Consider the following 17238-nt stretch of genomic DNA (forward strand, 5'->3'; position numbering starts at 1 on the left):
TGGCTAATAGTCGTAACCTCTGCTTGAAGGTTCGTTCAGAATCGGTAGGGTAAGTATGCGATGTTTCCAGAATCTCCCACTTCAAGCATTAAACCGTAGGTTTAGATAAGTGGGAGTAGTTCAATGTTTCAACAATTGCCGGTTTTGGAATTTCCTGGTTTTATTCAGCGTTTACGCCTGTGGTTATTATTATGACTGCTGTAACATTGATTAATGCCGTAACATTAACAAGATTTAGAATAAAATATGTAGATTAAAAAGGAGTGGGACTAAACTCGCTTGCGAGTTTAGTCCCACCCCCCGCAAGGATGGCTAGGTGTTCTGGACGTTGATTTATCAACGTTCAGAATCCAGCCAGCTACTGCGTTCTGGCAGTTTATACTTTAAAATGGTAAAGAGGTTGGATTATTTTTCCAGCCTCTTTTTTAACAGAGAAGATATTTAATTACTTTTTAGTAACTTCCATGACGATATCAATAGTAGTTACCTTTTCACCAGCATCTTTCAATAATTTAATATCGAAGTCTTTACTGTTAGTAACTGTTACCATGACAGTATCATCAAGGCCAGCTTTCTTGATTGCCGGGTCCCAGAATTCCATTAATTCGTCACCTTTGTTAAAGTGTTGATCCTTATCAAAGTAACTAATGAATCCAGTACCACGAAGCTTAACAGTATCAATACCAACGTGGATCAGTAACATAATACCATTGTCAGATTCAAGCCCGATTGCGTGACGAGTAGAGAAAGTTGCTCGTACTGTTCCGCTAAATGGAGCAATTACTTTACCATCAGATGGTTTTATAGCGAATCCTTTACCCATGTTCCCAGAAGCAAAGTTTTCATCGTTAACGTCTTTTAAGTTAACAAGTGTACCGGCAACTGGTGATGTAATATCAGTAACGCCAGGTTGTGGGGTAGAAACAGATACTGTTTGAGGGTTGTCGCTGTCAGCATCTTCAAGGTGATCTCCCCAAGTCTTTTCAAGTTCAGCAACGATCTTGGCGTGCATCTTTTCATCAAGTTTAACCTTTTTTGCAAAGATAAATACACTAATGAGGATCAAGATAGCAGGGGCTAGGAACATTACTAGCTTAAACTTAGCAGCACCTGCAGCAGTAACTGTTGCTGCAGTGGCACCAGCAGTCATTCCAGCAATAATAGTAGTTGGTCCAATAATCCATCCAGAAACAGCACCAGCGAACTTATCTAGCAGTGGACGAACTGATAATGTAAGTGATTCGTCACGGTGTCCTAATTTTAATTGACCATATTCAACAGAATCAGTAATAGTCATTAAAACAACTAAAAATACTAATGGTTGTGGAATGAAGAATAATTCTGCACCAACTAAAACTAAAATGAGTGATTTACCAGCAAATGCAAAGATTAATAAGCCAAGGAAAAGTACTGAAACTGACCCGTAAAATAATTTACGCCGACTAATTTTACCAGTAAAGAGAGGGAAAGTAAGAACTGAAATAACACCAATAACAGTGTTTAATCCACCTAGAATAGAGAAAGCCTTTGAATCACCTAAAATATAAGTAAAGTAGTAAAGCTCCATACTGTTAACTAATGTGATTCCTGTTGTATAGAATAGATATGAGAGAGCTATAGCGAATAATTGGTCATTTTTGACAAGAATTTTATAAACGTCTTTTAGTTTAGTTTGTTCTTTGTTTTCACGAAGCAATGACTTTTCTTCATGAGTACCAAGCCCGACACCAACAGCAGTAATAGCAGCAACAGCAGCGGCAATTGCAGCAAAAATAAACCAACCACGATCATCACCGGTACCGCCATTTTGATTTGCTGAGAAGAATAAAACCATTGGCATAATAACAAAACCAACAATATTTCCTCCAACAGTAGAACCAACCCGCGCAAAAGTAGCTATTTTATCACGTTCATGTGAATCAAATGATAGCGCAGGAATCATTGACCAAAAGGCAACATCATTAAATGAATAGAAGATATCCATAATGATATATAAAATAGCAAAGATCAATAGGTATAGGTAAGGATTAGAAAGACTTAAACCGCCCATTGGGGTGAATAAGATGGCTAAAATAATTGCTGAAATGATTCCACCACCGACAACCCACGGCTTAAATTTACCCCAACGTGTGTTAGTACGATCAATTGCGTTTCCAATTAATGGGTCAACTAACAACTCCACAATTCGTAATACAGCGATAATTGATGTAACCCATAGAACCATGTGATTGTTGAATGCTTTGTTACTAGAATTGAATAAGTGTCCAGTAACATACATAATGAAATACGTTGAAAGTAAAGCATAAAAGACATCATGCCCGAAGGCTCCCATTGAATAGGCAAAACGGGAACGGGCAACATGCTGTTTACTTTTTGCAGTATCGATTTTTGTATTCATGTTAACTCCCCTTTTCTACAACAACATATAATAATATCTTACACGAATAATGGTAAGCGTTTTCATAGAAAAAGTCAATGCAATTTTAGTAAAGTTTTACGAAAAAGGAAGTAATATCAAAATAATTATTGGTTGAAAGCGATTGCTATAACTTGGGCCTGAATAGTTTCTAACCCATCAGCATTTAAATTAATATACTTATTTACAAGGCGTTCATTTGCATGAAGATCGTTGACAAGAAAATCATGGATTGATGTAATGTTTATTCCAGCATGACGTAAATGGAGGATTGTCATCGTAATTGCTAACTGTTCTGTTTTAGCAGCCGAAAGAGTAGTAGGGGCTGTTTCGATGACACCTTGGTAATAGCCGCTCATAAATGTTTTATTCATTATACTCACCTCTATGCTAATCAAACCACGTTTCTATTTTCTTGTTAAGAAATTTAAAATAAAAAACGACCGAGAATAGATCTCAGTCGTTAAATCAAAATTTATTTGATTATTGTTCTTCGTACCAGCTGTAGTGGAAGTTACCAGGACGGTCAGTACGTTCGTAAGTGTGAGCACCGAAGTAATCACGTTGAGCTTGAAGCAAGTTAGCAGGAAGCACTTCTGAACGGTATGAGTCGTAGTAACTGATAGCAGCACTAAGTGAAGGAACAGGAATACCAGCCTTAACAGCAAGAGTAACAACGTCACGAGTTGCCTTTTGGTACTTCTTAGCAATATCCTTGAAGTAATCATCAAGAAGCAAGTTCTTCAAGTCTGGGTTCTTAGTGAAGGCATCAGTAATGTTTTGTAAGAATTGTGCACGAATAATGCATCCTGCACGCCAAATTTGAGCCAATTCACCATACTTAAGGTTCCAGTCGTAACGTTCGGAGTCGATCCGCATTTGTTCGAAACCTTGTGCGTAACTCATAAGCTTACCGAAGTAAAGAGCTTGACGTACCTTTTCAATCATTTCCTTCTTGTCGTCGATTGAAATAGCTTCAGTTTCAACAGGCAATTCCTTGCTTGCTTGTACACGTTCGTCCTTCATCATTGAAATGTAACGAGCGTAAACAGCTTCTGTAATAACTGATTGAGGAGCACCACCATCAAGGGCAGTCATTGAACTCCACTTACCAGTACCCTTGTTAGCACCACGGTCAAGGATCATGTCAACAATAGGCTTGTTCTTGTCGTCACCAAGGTCATCCTTACGAGTAAGGATATCAGCAGTAATATCAACAAGGTAACTGCTTAATTCACCCTTGTTCCATTCAGCAAAGGTCTTAGCAATGTCATCAACAGGCATCTTTAATACGTTACGCATGATGTTGTAACTTTCGTCGATTAATTCTTCATCACCGTATTCGATACCGTTGTGAACCATCTTAACATAGTGACCAGCACCATTTGGTCCAATGTAAGCAACACATGGCTTGCCATCTTCTTCAGCCTTAGCAGCAATCTTAGTAAGGATTGGAGCAACTAAGTCATAAGCTTCTTTTTGACCACCTGGCATAAGTGAAGGACCGTGAAGGGCACCTAATTCACCACCGGAAACACCCATTCCGATGAAGTTGATACCAGACTTGTCTAACTTAGCGTTACGAGCCATAGTATCGTGGAAGTTAGTGTTACCACCATCGATTAAAACATCACCCTTGTCAAGTAATGGCAATAATTCGTCGATAAGAGCATCAGTTGGCTTACCGGCCTTAACCATCATAAGAATCCGACGAGGCTTTTCTAGTGAGTCTACGAATTCCTTAACAGTGTAGCTAGGTACTAACTTCTTATCGCTGTGGTCACGCATCATATCGTCAGTACGGTTACGGTGACGGTTGTATACACCAACCGTGAAGCCACGACTTTCGATGTTTAGTGCAAGGTTCTTACCCATAACAGCTAAACCAACAACACCAATTTGTGCTTTTTGATCAGACATTAAAGTCACTCTCCTCAATACTTATGTAATATAATTCACAACCTCGATTATAACAAAAATTAAAGATAGTGCAAACGCTAAATATCAATTTTTATTATAAAAAAATAATTTACAGCAAGAATGCTATAAATTACTTTTATTAACTAATGATTTAAACGATAAACCCACTTACGTCCATCACGAGCCAAGAGTTCGTCAGAAGCTGCTGGACCCATGGAACCAGGAGTGTAGTTAGGGAATTGAGGCTTTTCAATATCCCAAAGCTTACGGATAACATCGACGAACTTCCATGCATAAGCAATTTCAGCCCATGAGGCAAAGTTTGTGTGGTCACCTTCAAGTGCATCATGGAAAAGACGTTCATATGGTTCTGGAGATTCCTTCTTATCAGAATCACTTTGCAAGAAGCGTAAATCAACAGGTTCTGTTGTGAAGCCTTGACCTGCGCGCTTAGCATTTAATTGGATTGCAAAACCTGAGTTAGGTTCAACAAAAATAGTTAATACGTTTGAGTTAAGGGATTGGTCACTTTCAGAACGTGGGTTAGCAAAGATATCGATTAATGGCTTCTTGAAGACAACATCAATACGAGTAAACTTGTCTGCTAACTTCTTACCAGTCCGAACGTAGAATGGTACACCAGACCAACGATAGTTATCAAACATTAACTTAGCAGCAACAAAGGTTTCAGTACCAGATTCTGGATCAACACCATCTTCATGACGGTAAGCGTTAGTTCCTTCTCCAGCATCATATTGTCCACGGACAAAGTTAGCAGCTGCTTCTGATGGTGTGTAGAGGCGAAGACTACGAAGAGCCTTAATCTTTTCAACTCGAACATCAGCATCAGTAAATGCAACTGGTTGTTCCATTGCTAATTGAGCAACGATTTGCATGATGTGGTTTTGCACCATATCACGTAATGCACCAGATTGGTCATAGTAACCGGCACGTTCTTCAACACCAAGCTTTTCACTTAAAGTTACTTGGATGTTATCAATGTAACGATTATTCCAGAGTGATTCAATCATGGTGTTACCAAAACGTAATGCTTGAATGTTTTGAACCATTTCCTTACCAAGGTAGTGGTCAATCCGGAAAATTTGATTTTCACTAAATGTTTGTGATAATTCATCGTTAAGCTTCTTAGCAGATTCAAAGTCACGACCAAATGGCTTTTCAATAACAAGACGGTTAAAGCCATTGTCAGTTAATAATCCTTGCTTCTTCAAGTTCAATGCAATAGTACCGAAGAATTGTGGTGCCATTGACATGTAGAAGAGACGGTTGCCTTCAGCGCCAAATTGTTCATCTAATTCGGCAAGGCGTTGCTTAAGGATTTCGTAATGTTCTGGTTTAGTAACATCATGTGACTTGTAGAAAAAGTGTTTTGAGAATGCTTCTGCTTGGCCATCCTCAGTTTCTGGAATATTGCTAATAGATTCACGAACGATTTGTTGGAATTCTTCGTCAGTCAATGGACGACGGGAGGTTCCTAGTAATGCAAAATGGTCAGCTAGGTAACCCTTTTGATATAACTTGAACAAAGCAGTATAAAGTTTACGCTTTGCAAGGTCACCAGTCGCACCAAATAATGTAATGACAGCCTTATTTTCTGTAGCCAAAATGTTCACTCCTTCTGAAATTTCAGAAAATTCTTATACCGTGACAATTATATACTCTTAAAGCACAATCTGCACTATCAAAGGAAACGTTTTCTGAGAAGATGTCTTAGAAAGTTAAAATGGACCACTACCGCTAAATGGCTTGTTGATTAGTCTTTGGCGAGCGCTTATCAATTAATGGTCTAGATCAAAAAACTTTTAAAAGAAATTTGGAATCGGTTAAAATTATAGCTTATGAAAACAAAACTAACTAAAAAAGCTGGGAAAAATTCCGCAGCTTTGAAAGATATCTTAAACAAATTGTTTACGTTCTGCTATTACACCACAGACTGTGAAGAAGATAGCTGCAATAGCAATCACGATTAAACTTGCAAACCAATTATGTGTTTGTGAATAAAGGTTTCCAACAACGATAGGACCTAATGCAGAAATTAAGTATCCTACTGATTGGACCATTCCAGAAAGGTTTCGGGTATCGGCAGAACTCTTAGTCTTTAGTCCGAACAAGGTCATTGCAAGAACGAAAGTAGTAGTTGTACCGGCACCAAGAAATAGGGCAACAAATATATAGTAAACAAGAGAATTTACAGGGAAGAACATCATTCCAGTTCCAATTAAAGAAATGATTCCTGCAAATAGCATAATTGGTTGCCGATTTTTCATCTTAGTGGCAATCACTGGGATTACAAAGGCGAATGGCATTGATAATAGCTGTAGTAATCCAGCAACTAAACTTGCATTATCACTGCTTAATCCAGCGTCCATGGCAATTGTAGGTAACCAGGCAACGATACTATAGAATACGAAACATTGTCCCCCGAAGAATAAGAGTAACCACCATGCATTTGCATTTTTCCACATGTTAGTTCCACGCTCAGTAGAACTGCTTTCTTTAGTGGCACGTTGATTATAGCGTAAGTTTGGTACCCAGATAATTGCTGCAATTAAAGCAACAATACTAATAATGATAACAGCGGTTTGCCAACTAGTAGCATGGGTGATTGGAGTAATTGCGTAAGCGCCAATTGCAGCAAATAAAGTCATCGCGACATTATACATCCCGGTCACACTTCCAATTTGATTAGGAAGTTTGTCAGAAATAATCGCAGGTAATAAGACGTTAATACAAGTGATGGCAGCCCCGATTAATATTGTTCCGATCATTAACGAGGAGAAATTTAAAATTCGTAGGTAAGAACCAATAAACATTAAAATCATTGCTAATTCAATCGTTAGTTCATTACCAATTTTTTGAGCGAGTGCTGAAACTACTGATGATAATAATCCAAAACAAAGGAGGGGAATAGTGGTTAAAATTCCTAAGCTAGTAGTTTCTACATTAAAAGTTTGTGCAATATCTTTAATGACAGACGGTATTGCTGTAATCGGCATCCGCATACAGATCCCAAGGAAGAATAATCCAAGGATTAGAAGCGGACTATGTTTTTTGAGTTTTTTCAAAAAATCCATCCTTTCATCTTAAAATTAGCTTGATAATAGACTAGACAATTATATCATAATGGGGCCTTAGTTATGATTAATATACGGTTAGAAGTAGCTAATCCAATTGGAGGCTAGTTTGACGGAAAGCGATTCAAAATATATAATCAACAATGAATACTTTTGGAGGAACACTATGACGGCTATATACCCATACCTAACATTTGAGAATGCGAAGGAAGCAATGGCTTATTATGAACAAGACTTTGGCGCTCAGATTACATATCACGAGTCTCTAACAAAAGAGCAGGCGGAAAGTCTTGGATTATCAGTTGATCAATTGAACCAGACAACAATGCGTGGTGAATTTATGATTGCTGGACAAAAGATTATTTGTGCAGATGCAACGATGGGCAATCCCCAAACGTCTACACTAATTTCAATTTTACTCGATTTTGAAGAAGAGGAAGATAAAGCACGTGATTTGTTTAATCGTTTAGCAAAATCAGACAATCAACGTGTGACGGTACCATTTGGTGATTGGATCCTAAATAATGTAATGGGGCAGATTGTAGATAAGTATGGGATAACATGGCTGATAAGTGCTAATAAACAAGGCTAAAAATAAAAGCGACTTGGATTTCCAAGTCGCTTTTATTTTAGAAGTTAGGCGTTAACTTCGCTCCACCGTTTAGCTAAGATAGTATAAATTCGCTCAATATCTTGTGAAGTGCCTCGTAATTCATAGTCTGCGAGAAATGGTGCGTCAAAGTCTCGCGCGTATTTACGAGCAGTTAAGCAATATTGTTCGTTAAAATTCTTATTACCACTACCTACAAAGCCGACACATTTTTTAGCGTTATCGTTGTAGGAAATATATTCACCTAATGCATTTGTCATAATTTCAGTGAAACCAGAATCGATTCCGTTACCACCATTTAAATATGTGGGTACGAAGGCAAAGAAGGGTTCTGTTTCATCGGCAGGAAGCGTTTGATCGCTAACTTCTTTTAATTCAATAAGTGGACAATCTTCACTAATACTGTGCTGTTGTTTAGCATATCCCTGCATCCGCGTTAAGAAGGAACGGGTATTTCCCTCAAGCGAGATATAAATAATATTCATTGGTGCCATGTGAATTTCTTCCTTCTAGTTTAGATTTACTTTAATATTACAAAATTATTTTAGTAGAATTAAGTGTTAAATAAAAGGATAATTTTCTTATTGCTGCCAAAATGTAAAATTTTACTTTGATAAAGTGGTAACAATAAAACTATCAATATATGAATGACGATAATCTTGAATTTTTAACTCAAGGTTGGCTAGTTTGATCGTTTCTCCTTCATGAATATTATGATAATTATCTAACACATATCCTGATAAAGTTACTACATCGCTATCTTCAGAATCTTTAAGTTCAACATGGAAGAAGCGTTCAAAATCATAAATGGTCGTTTTTCCATCAATCCGGTATTGATTTTCATCAATTTTAGAAATCATGTTATCTGAAACCTTGTCGATCTCGTCTCTTACTGTTCCAAATAGTTCTTCATAAATGTCCTTGTCAGTAATAATTCCGCTAGTACCCCCATACTCATCAACAACGACTACTATGGGTACCCGAGTACTAATCATTAACTTAAGGACTTCGGTAATTGAGGTAGTCTCAGGAGTAGTAGGCATATGGCGAAGAACTTTTGCTAAAGATACATCTCCGTTGATTTGCTTTTGCCGAATTAGATCGTAGTTAAAAACATAACCTAAAATCTTATCCTTATCCTTATCAGCAACTACCGGTAAGCGGCTATATTTCGTCTTAAGATATAGTTTAATCGCGTCATTTACGGTTTTATTTATATCAATAACTGTTAATTGAGTACGATCGATCATAATATCTTTAGCAACCTTATCGTTAAAGTCAAAGGCTCGTTCCATATATAGCAAGTCATTGTGCTCAAGTTCACCGCCTTTAACAGCGTTTCGAGATAGGCTAATAATCTCACTTTGCGAAAGGACGTCTTGGCTCTCGTCAGCTGGCTTCATGCCTAACATTTTAACAATTCCGTTGGCAGAACTATTAAGCAACCAAACGAAAGGATAAAAAGTAATGTGAAAATAGTGCAGTGGGGTGGTAACGAACATCAGGGTCTTAATTGGAATATCAATACTGATGTTTTTGGGTACAATCTCTGTTAAAACTACTTCGAAATATGTTAGAAGAAGAACTCCCACAATGGCACTTACAACATGGATGACACTATTGTTTAGTGACCAGCTTGGTAACGAAAGTGCATCAGCTAAGAGTGCTTCAATCGTTCCTTCACCGACCCAACCGAGAATAATTCCACAAATTGAAACTCCTACTTGAGTGGTCGAAAGGTATTCTGTTAGATTGGTGACCATTTTGATTGCGCGGTTTATTTTGGTAGATGGTTTATCGCGCTTTGCTTGCATTTCTTCTAGGGCTGTTACCCGTGCTTGCACTAAAGCAAATTCGGCTGCCACAAAAAATGCCGCAAAGATAAATGTAATGATTATAATTACAAAATTAGTGAATAGTTGGCCCTCATTCAAAATAACATTCCTCATTTCGATTGATAAGTACAATTTATGTATATTATTTTACCATTCAAATAAGTCGTTATAAATTAAAGCATATTAAAAATAAAGACATGTTTATTTCGTTCATTACCTAAAAAATGATAAGATTAGTAAAGGTAGATAGCTTAAGAAAAGAGGTTATATAGTGAGCAGTATTACAATTAATGATTTAGTCTATGATGCTAAATCAGGAGATCAATTAGATAACGTTTCATTAGAACTAAAGTCACCACAAGTAGTCGGAATTTGCAGTAACGATACAGGCGCAGCAACTGCATTAGAAGATTTATTATCTGTTCGTGGAAAAATCTTAAATGGGGATGTAACAATTAACGGGGTTCCATTCAAAAAATATAAGCGCCAAAGCAAAAATGAAATCGGCCGAATTGATGATGTGGTTTTAAAAGGAAAGACAGTGGCGAAAGCTGTTGACCACGCATTACGTCATCGTAAAAATGCTTTGAAGCCAAAACAAGCACTCCAAATGCTTAAATCATTGAAATTTGAACCTGATCAAATGATTGCTTCATTAAACGAGGCACAACAACTAGAACTGCGGATAGCACTTCTCCTTGCTTGGCAATGTCCAATCGTAATTTTGAGTGATGCCTTTGATGGCTTAGAGGAAAATAAACGGCAAATGATTGGTCACCTTGTTAAAGACTATGCTCAAAAGGTCGATGCCTTAGTGCTTTTCACAAGCAAAAATATTTCAACATTGATGTGGTTTGCTCATACTCTTTATTACTTTAATGGCAGTCATTTGACTTCTGCACGTGATTTGTCGATGAATGATGGAGTAGATTGTACTGTGACAGTAATAGGAACTGGTTTCCCAATCGACAATGCAGTAAAGTTAGGGGCACACATGTTGGAAGAAGCAGGTAATGAGACCCGTTTCCTTTTCACTGGAAATATTCAAACATTACTGCCATTACTAGAGCAAAGCACCATTACTGATGTCAGAATTGAAGATGCAACGATTGAAGATGAATTGATGGCTTACTAATAGATTTGGAGGTTGTGATGGGTCGGATAGTTTTTATTAGTCACCGGCATGACGATTTAGTACCAACTATTATCAAAAGGGTTCCAGAAGCAGTTGCTCTTACTAGTTTTAAATTTGAAATTCAGCGTGGGGATATATTATGTTGGCTTCCCACTGTTAATGAGTATGTAGATGATGAAGTCCAAGAGTTAGCCGAATTGATTGATCACTCACTGTTTTTACCGTCAAAAATAGTAATGCTTTCGATTGCAGGAACAGCAGATGATGCGACAAATCAGCAACTACAGGAATGGTATGGGCAACAGGCAACTCAGACTGTCCTTGCTCATCAATATGCGGTTAAAATGATTGATGAATTTGAGTTGCCCTATACTATTATTAGAGCTTTGCCAATTACTAATGAAGAAACTTCACTTAAGGTTGTTAGTGAAGGCAATCCTTTAGAAGGTAAAGAGATTGGATTAGGACAAGTAGCACAGATAATTGAACAGGCAGTTACTACCGATGATTTTCGGAATCAATCGATTGGAATTGCACCATAAGAAAGCAGGTTGTGATATGGATAAATTAGAAGAATATCAACGATGGCAAAATAATTTAGCACGGGTGCGGTTTCCACGATGGAAAGAATTACCTACACTAGGTTTATATGTTGACCAGGTGGTGGCGATTGTAAATGAACAATTAAATCATTTAGGAATTGAGCCACTTACAAAATCAATGGTAAATAATTATGTGAAAAAGAAAGTTATTCAAGCACCGATTAAGAAAAAGTATGCCGTTAACCAATTAGTAGATCTTTTGCTTATTGGATTGTTAAAATCGAATTTTTCACTGGATGATATTCGTGCAGGAATTGCTCAGGTTACTATGAATTCTTACCCGCAAGCTGCCTATGACCGCTTTGTTGAAATTTTGAATGCACTTTTAGCTGGAGAAGAAATTCCAAGTAATAATGTGATTAATACACAAAATGATCGCTTAATGACATTAGCACTGAAATCAGTTTTATCGCGAATGGATGCAGCTCAATTATTAACAGCCATGCAAAAAGTCGCTCAGCCTGCGCCGTTGGAAAATAATTAAAGCTGATTATTTTGTTGCAATTACAACAAAAATAACTTAATATTGTAGTTAAGGAGAATTTTTATCAATGATTGATATTTTACGTGAAATAGGGATGATTGATCGAGCACTCGATTCGATTGCCAATATTGAGTTCAAGCAAATCGACTTAGCACGTGGTCAATACCTGTATGTTGTTCGTATTTATGAGCATCCAGGAATTATTTCAGAACAATTATCAAACTTGATAAAAGTAGACCGAACAACGATTGCCCGTGCTGTAAAAAAGCTTGAAAAAAATGGCTTTATTGAAAGAAAAAGTGATCCAACGAATAAGAAAATTAAACGACTTTATGTTACTCAAAAAGGAAAAGAGATTTATCCTTTTATTATTCGTGAAAACCAATTTTCAAATAGTGAGGCATTGAAAGGCTTCTCGGAAAAAGAGGCTCAGCAGGTTCATGACTATCTAGTTCGTATCCGCCAAAATATTGATGGCGATTGGGATACCGTAAAGCATGGGGGCAAACGTCAATATTAATTTATAAAGAGGAGATTATTTTTATGAAGCAAGTGACGATTGATCCAAGTTTTTGGGAACTTTTTCCAGATGCACAGGTAAATATCTTGTTTGCAAATGGCATTGATAACCATGATACTGATGACAACTATGATGAACGAAAGAAGCTATTAGCAAATGCTACTCATGAGGCTGATAAGTTTCTAACCAATGAGACTTTTCGTTTGAATCCAGTTGTTGATCAATGGCGTCAAGCATTTCAACAATTTAAGAAAAAGAAAGGTGCGCGCTCATCAATTGAGGCCTTATTGAAGCGTGCCAATCAAGGACGGAAATTTGAACCAATTGAACCTCTTGTGGATGTCTACAATAGTATTTCTTTGAGCTACGGTGTTCCAGTGGGCATTGAAGATCGAAATAAGATTGCTGGCAACCTTCATCTTGGTGTTGCAAAAGGTGGCGAAGCATTTCGGCCAGTCGGTGCTGAAGAAGATGAACCTGCTTTGGCGGAGGAAGTTATTTATTATGACGATGAAGGTGCTGTTTGTCGTTGTCTAAATTGGCGTGAAGCTCAACGAACAATGTTGACAGAGGATTCTCAAAATGTAGTTGCAGTTATGGAAGCAATTAATCCAGAACAAATTGAACGCGCTAATGAAGCGATGGAAGAATTGAGTAAGTTAATTAACCAGTACTTTGGTGTAAATACATCGCAAGTTTATCGACTAACTAAGGACCAACCTGTTGCTGATGTTCCAGATAACTTATAAAAAAATGAGTGAAAAATGCTACGGTTTTTCACTCATTTTTTTGAATTATTATTCTGTTTCTTGCATCAGCACTTAACAATTTATAAAGGGCTGCAAATAAAGGAACAGTGAACATCATTCCAAGAATTCCGGAAATTCCTCCACCAATAATAACTGCAGCAAATACCCATACACTTGGGAGACCAATTGATCTTCCAACAACTAGTGGATAGGTAATGCGGTTATCTAACTGTTGAAGGAGAATAATAAAGATCAAGAAAATACCGGCTTGAAGTGGAGAAACGGCGAAAATGATAATTACTCCGACACTCGCTCCAAGGATTGCTCCAATGATTGGAATTAATGCACCAAATGCAGTTACAACTCCGATCATTGAAGCATATGGCATTCGTAAGATCGTCATCCCAATAAAACACGAGATTCCAAGAATAGCGGCATCTTTACATTGCCCAACAATATAGTTACTGTAACTTTCATCAAAAACTTTCAGAACTTTAATTATTTGTGTCTGGTATCGGCTAAAGTATGTTGAAAGTAATTTAGTAAATTGACGTTGCAACATCTCTTTATAAATCAAGAGGTAGATTGAAAAGAAAAACGCAATAATTGCGGTTGTGGCAACTGAAAATACAGACGAGGCTGTTGAAATAACCGTCCGGAAAGTTCCACCAACACCAGATGTAAGGTATTTACCAATTTTATCCCATTGAATTTTACTGGTATCAAAGCTATTGATGAAGCCCTTAAAATCACTGCTATGTTCAAAGTAATCAATAAAATGGTTGATAATGTGACTATGATTTGCAATAAGTAGTTTTACACACGTAATAAGTTCGGGAATTACCAGAGCAAAGACGATGGTGATTATTAGGAGGATTGTTAAGTAGGACATTATTATTCCAACTGGCCGCTTGAATTTTTGCGAACTTGGTTTCTTAAATAAATGCGAGTAAAGGTATTCATACTGTCTTAATAATAGGTTAACGATATAGGCGACTATTCCTCCTATTAAAAGAGGCATGGTTGCCGAAAAAATTGTTTGGATAAATTTAGCAACAACTTCCCAGTAAGTGATTGCTAAGTAGAGGATAAATAGGGCTAATACTAAAGAAATATGACGGCGATTAATATATTGCTTCACGATTAAACTCCTCTATTATTAAGCTTTTGGTAAAGTTTAACTAAATAATTATGACTGTCAATTTGTTCACGACAATTATTTTGATCGTGTAAGTTAATTTCATAAATACTAGTAGCAGCTGGATTTAAGTGAGGCAAAACGTTAGTCCAGTCAATTTTACCGGTGCCGAGAGTAAGACTATCATGAGTTTCGCCCATTGAATCAACTAGGTGGTAATGAACGGTACGATCTTTTAAATGCGCTAGGGATACGGCCAATTTCTGATTATTCCCATGAAGTTCAATAAAACAATGGGATGTATCAAAGGCAAGTCGATAATCATGTGCAAGAATTTCATCTTCTTGAAGGGGATCGCCATAAGCCAAAACTGGCGCAATTGAGTTTTCAAACATGATATGCTCTCCACCAGCGTCTGCAAAACGATCCAATCGCTGATAAACAGCATTTCGGGCATCTTCTACATTAGGGTAGAGGGAAACAAAGTAACGTGATTCAGGACCGGCATAACCACCATGAACCAAAACTTGAACATCAAGGTCATCGGCTAAATAAAGGAGCTTTTCAGTTGTAAATTCGATAAAGCGATATAGGTCGGGGTACTGCTTTTCAGGGGCCACTACTTCTGAATGATGATCCTGAAACTTCATTGGGTGATGTAGAATAATATTTTTAATTCCAGCATCTTTAACGTATTGAATTGCATCATAGAGACGATGATAACCCTCATCAGTAAAATCATTAGCATCAGTATAAAATTCATAAGCAATAGGATTATATTGTAGGCGATCATTAATTTGGTCTAGTTGACTGCTTCCTTTTAATCCTAATTGTGGTAAAAACATAAAAATTTACCTCCTAAAACTAACTACTATTTATCTTACCAGATTTTGAGCAATTTCTTATGGTAAGATACCATATTGAGGAGGTGTTTCACATGGAACAATGGTTGCCGCGTCAGCCATTAACCTTGACACCAACTATTCCATTGATGTGGACAGTGGGATGGCTTTGTACAATGTCAGCATATATTATTTTAGGTGGAGAACCCCCATCCCCAAATCAGTTGCAGGACTCTGTTTTACTGGTTTCAGCTGTCATTTTAGTGATGAATATGTATAACCTGATATTAATTTATCAACGAGCAGAAAAATATCGAAATCTGTCCCCTTATGCACCAAGGGCTTTGTTGTTAGCTATTGTTTTAATTATTTCGATTGTATTGGCCTGGGGACAGCCTAAAGTAGTATTAATTCCTAGCTACTTAAATATATGGGTCATGATATTTATCGTTTTAAATTTCTTACAAGCTCTTTTGGGACAATTTTTTGCTCTCCTGGAACGACCGCAATCACGTCGAAAATTTGCTTCGATGTATTGGCCAATAGTAGTTCTATGCGTTGCAGGGATTGTAACTCCGCCAAGTTTAGGATTATATAATGGTTGGACTTTACCGTTTATTATTGGTGATTGCTTTTTACTCATCTTCTTTATTGCAAGAAGTTGGCAAGAGATGCCAAGAATACTTGTTAAGGTTCCAGCTAATAACAGTATTATCTATGAACTGTTAGTTGGAATTAATCTTGCAACGATAATTTCAACGGTGATGAGTGGAGTCCTTTTTATTATTTTTAGCTTTATTAATAATGAAATAAGCGAAGTGTCGGCATCCTTTGCGCTTAGTCCAACAATAAATGGAATCAGTGGATTAATAATAGGAGCCATGCAACGTTATAATAATGATTATCGGTACGGACACGTAAAAGGACATCCGCAAAGATATATTTACTGTGGGATTTTCTTGGTGATTATTTTCATAGGACTAGGTTTTATTTTAAGAAAAGCTAATAATTTCTGGTAAGGAACATGATTTTTTTGTGTATTAATTTGTAAAATATTGCCGTTATTGAACAGTTAATACAATAAAGACAATAAAATGCATAATTAATGTGTTAGCATTATATGTATAGAAAGCGCATACAATTTGGGAATAATATAAAAAGGTTGGTGTTTAGACATGCATGGATTTATTGGCGAATTTTTTGGCACCATGGTTTTAATCCTATTAGGAGCAGGATGTTGTGCTGGTAATAGTTTGAATAAAACATATGGGAAACAAAGTGGTTGGTGGTTTATCTGTATTTCATGGGGCTTAGCAGTTACAACGGGAGTTTATGTTGCAGGATTTCTGGGTTCATTAGGACACTTAAATCCCGCTGTAACAATTCCTTTTGCTATTTTTGGCTTATTCCCATGGAGTAACGTTATACCTTACTTACTTGGTCAATTTCTTGGTGCGTTTGTTGGTGCAGTATTAGTAATTATTCAATTCTATCCACAATTTAAAGCAACCCCAAATGAAGAGGAAGGAAATAATGTTGGTATTTTTGCTACTCGTCCAGCGATAAATAGTCCAATTTTTAACTTTTTCTCAGAAGTGATTGCGACCTTTGCATTTATTTTCATCTTATTAAATCTTGGTAACTTTACACAGGGATTGAAGCCATTTATCGTAGGAATGGTTATTGCTGTTGTTGGTACATGTCTTGGTACGACAACAGGTTTTGCCTTAAACCCGGCTCGTGATTGGTCACCACGTTTGGCATATACTATTTTGCCGGTTCCAAATAAAGGAGCTGCAGAATGGTGGTATGCTTGGGTTCCAATGTGTGGTCCAATTGTTGGGGGCCTTCTTGCATGTGCTTTACAAACAGCGCTTGTTTAATGATGATAG

The 17238-nt window shown here is 37.1% G+C and carries 17 protein-coding genes; 8 read left to right on the forward strand and 9 right to left on the reverse strand.

What is annotated here, in order from left to right:
* Positions 1–445 precede the first annotated feature (445 nt).
* The 5 genes from QOS06_RS06370 to QOS06_RS06390 form a co-directional block, all read right to left on the reverse strand.
* Positions 446–2398, reverse strand: a complete 1953-nt coding sequence (locus tag QOS06_RS06370; RefSeq protein WP_107690448.1) for a sugar MFS transporter — start codon at positions 2396–2398, stop codon at positions 446–448.
* Between the two features lie 125 nt (positions 2399–2523).
* On the reverse strand, positions 2524–2790 hold the full coding sequence (locus tag QOS06_RS06375) for a hypothetical protein (protein ID WP_099979823.1): 267 nt from the start codon (positions 2788–2790) through the stop codon (positions 2524–2526).
* Positions 2791–2899: 109 nt separating this feature from the next.
* Entirely contained in the window at positions 2900–4336 is a 1437-nt protein-coding gene (gnd, locus tag QOS06_RS06380; protein ID WP_003669861.1) for an NADP-dependent phosphogluconate dehydrogenase, read from the reverse strand.
* 143 nt (positions 4337–4479) lie between these two features.
* Positions 4480–5961: a glucose-6-phosphate dehydrogenase gene (zwf, locus tag QOS06_RS06385; RefSeq protein WP_035159561.1), complete on the reverse strand. Its 1482-nt coding sequence runs from the start codon at positions 5959–5961 to the stop codon at positions 4480–4482.
* Positions 5962–6252: 291 nt separating this feature from the next.
* The gene (locus tag QOS06_RS06390; protein WP_085650350.1) at positions 6253–7431 is read right to left on the reverse strand and encodes a CynX/NimT family MFS transporter; all 1179 of its coding nucleotides are present in this window, start codon (positions 7429–7431) and stop codon (positions 6253–6255) included.
* 166 nt (positions 7432–7597) lie between these two features.
* On the opposite strand from QOS06_RS06390, the gene QOS06_RS06395 reads away from it, so the two are divergent.
* The gene (locus QOS06_RS06395; RefSeq protein ID WP_283595669.1) at positions 7598–8023 is read left to right on the forward strand and encodes a VOC family protein; all 426 of its coding nucleotides are present in this window, start codon (positions 7598–7600) and stop codon (positions 8021–8023) included.
* A gap of 44 nt (positions 8024–8067) precedes the next feature.
* Here the strand turns inward: QOS06_RS06395 and nrdI are convergent, their stop codons facing one another.
* On the reverse strand, positions 8068–8535 hold the full coding sequence (gene nrdI, locus QOS06_RS06400) for a class Ib ribonucleoside-diphosphate reductase assembly flavoprotein NrdI (RefSeq protein ID WP_107690447.1): 468 nt from the start codon (positions 8533–8535) through the stop codon (positions 8068–8070).
* A 111-nt stretch (positions 8536–8646) separates the two neighbouring features.
* A complete protein-coding gene (locus QOS06_RS06405) occupies positions 8647–9990 on the reverse strand; it encodes a hemolysin family protein (RefSeq protein WP_283595683.1) in 1344 nt (447 codons plus the stop codon).
* Between the two features lie 157 nt (positions 9991–10147).
* Between QOS06_RS06405 and QOS06_RS06410 the strand changes: the two genes are divergently transcribed.
* The 5 genes from QOS06_RS06410 (at position 10148) to QOS06_RS06430 (ending at position 13366) form a co-directional block, all read left to right on the forward strand.
* Complete coding sequence (locus tag QOS06_RS06410; RefSeq protein WP_283595671.1) at positions 10148–11011, forward strand: P-loop NTPase family protein; 864 nt, start codon at positions 10148–10150, stop codon at positions 11009–11011.
* A 17-nt stretch (positions 11012–11028) separates the two neighbouring features.
* Positions 11029–11553 (forward strand): NAD(P)H-binding protein, encoded by a 525-nt coding sequence (locus QOS06_RS06415; protein WP_003669873.1) that lies wholly within the window; start codon positions 11029–11031, stop codon positions 11551–11553.
* Complete coding sequence (locus QOS06_RS06420; RefSeq protein WP_003669875.1) at positions 11516–12097, forward strand: DUF1836 domain-containing protein; 582 nt, start codon at positions 11516–11518, stop codon at positions 12095–12097. The genes QOS06_RS06415 and QOS06_RS06420 overlap by 38 nt, the downstream gene beginning before the upstream one ends.
* 67 nt (positions 12098–12164) lie before the next feature.
* Positions 12165–12617 carry a MarR family winged helix-turn-helix transcriptional regulator gene (locus QOS06_RS06425; protein WP_003664931.1) on the forward strand — a complete coding sequence of 151 codons (453 nt, stop codon included), beginning with the start codon at positions 12165–12167 and terminating at the stop codon, positions 12615–12617.
* A 23-nt stretch (positions 12618–12640) separates the two neighbouring features.
* On the forward strand, positions 12641–13366 hold the full coding sequence (locus QOS06_RS06430; RefSeq protein ID WP_283595672.1) for a B3/B4 domain-containing protein: 726 nt from the start codon (positions 12641–12643) through the stop codon (positions 13364–13366).
* Positions 13367–13394: 28 nt separating this feature from the next.
* On the opposite strand, the gene QOS06_RS06435 is transcribed toward QOS06_RS06430, so the two are convergent.
* Positions 13395–14507: an AI-2E family transporter gene (locus tag QOS06_RS06435; protein WP_283595674.1), complete on the reverse strand. Its 1113-nt coding sequence runs from the start codon at positions 14505–14507 to the stop codon at positions 13395–13397.
* Between the two features lie 2 nt (positions 14508–14509).
* A complete protein-coding gene (locus QOS06_RS06440; RefSeq protein WP_229398517.1) occupies positions 14510–15349 on the reverse strand; it encodes a sugar phosphate isomerase/epimerase family protein in 840 nt (279 codons plus the stop codon).
* 59 nt (positions 15350–15408) lie between these two features.
* Between QOS06_RS06440 and QOS06_RS06445 the strand changes: the two genes are divergently transcribed.
* Together QOS06_RS06445 and QOS06_RS06450 are read left to right on the forward strand one after the other, a co-directional pair.
* Positions 15409–16365: a hypothetical protein gene (locus tag QOS06_RS06445; protein WP_324294761.1), complete on the forward strand. Its 957-nt coding sequence runs from the start codon at positions 15409–15411 to the stop codon at positions 16363–16365.
* A 156-nt stretch (positions 16366–16521) separates the two neighbouring features.
* The gene (locus QOS06_RS06450) at positions 16522–17229 is read left to right on the forward strand and encodes an MIP/aquaporin family protein (protein WP_003669884.1); all 708 of its coding nucleotides are present in this window, start codon (positions 16522–16524) and stop codon (positions 17227–17229) included.
* The last annotated feature ends 9 nt before the right edge of the window (positions 17230–17238 follow it).

This window comes from Limosilactobacillus sp. DJ3M12 (genome assembly GCF_947381695.1).
GTDB lineage: Bacteria > Bacillota > Bacilli > Lactobacillales > Lactobacillaceae > Limosilactobacillus > Limosilactobacillus kinnaridis.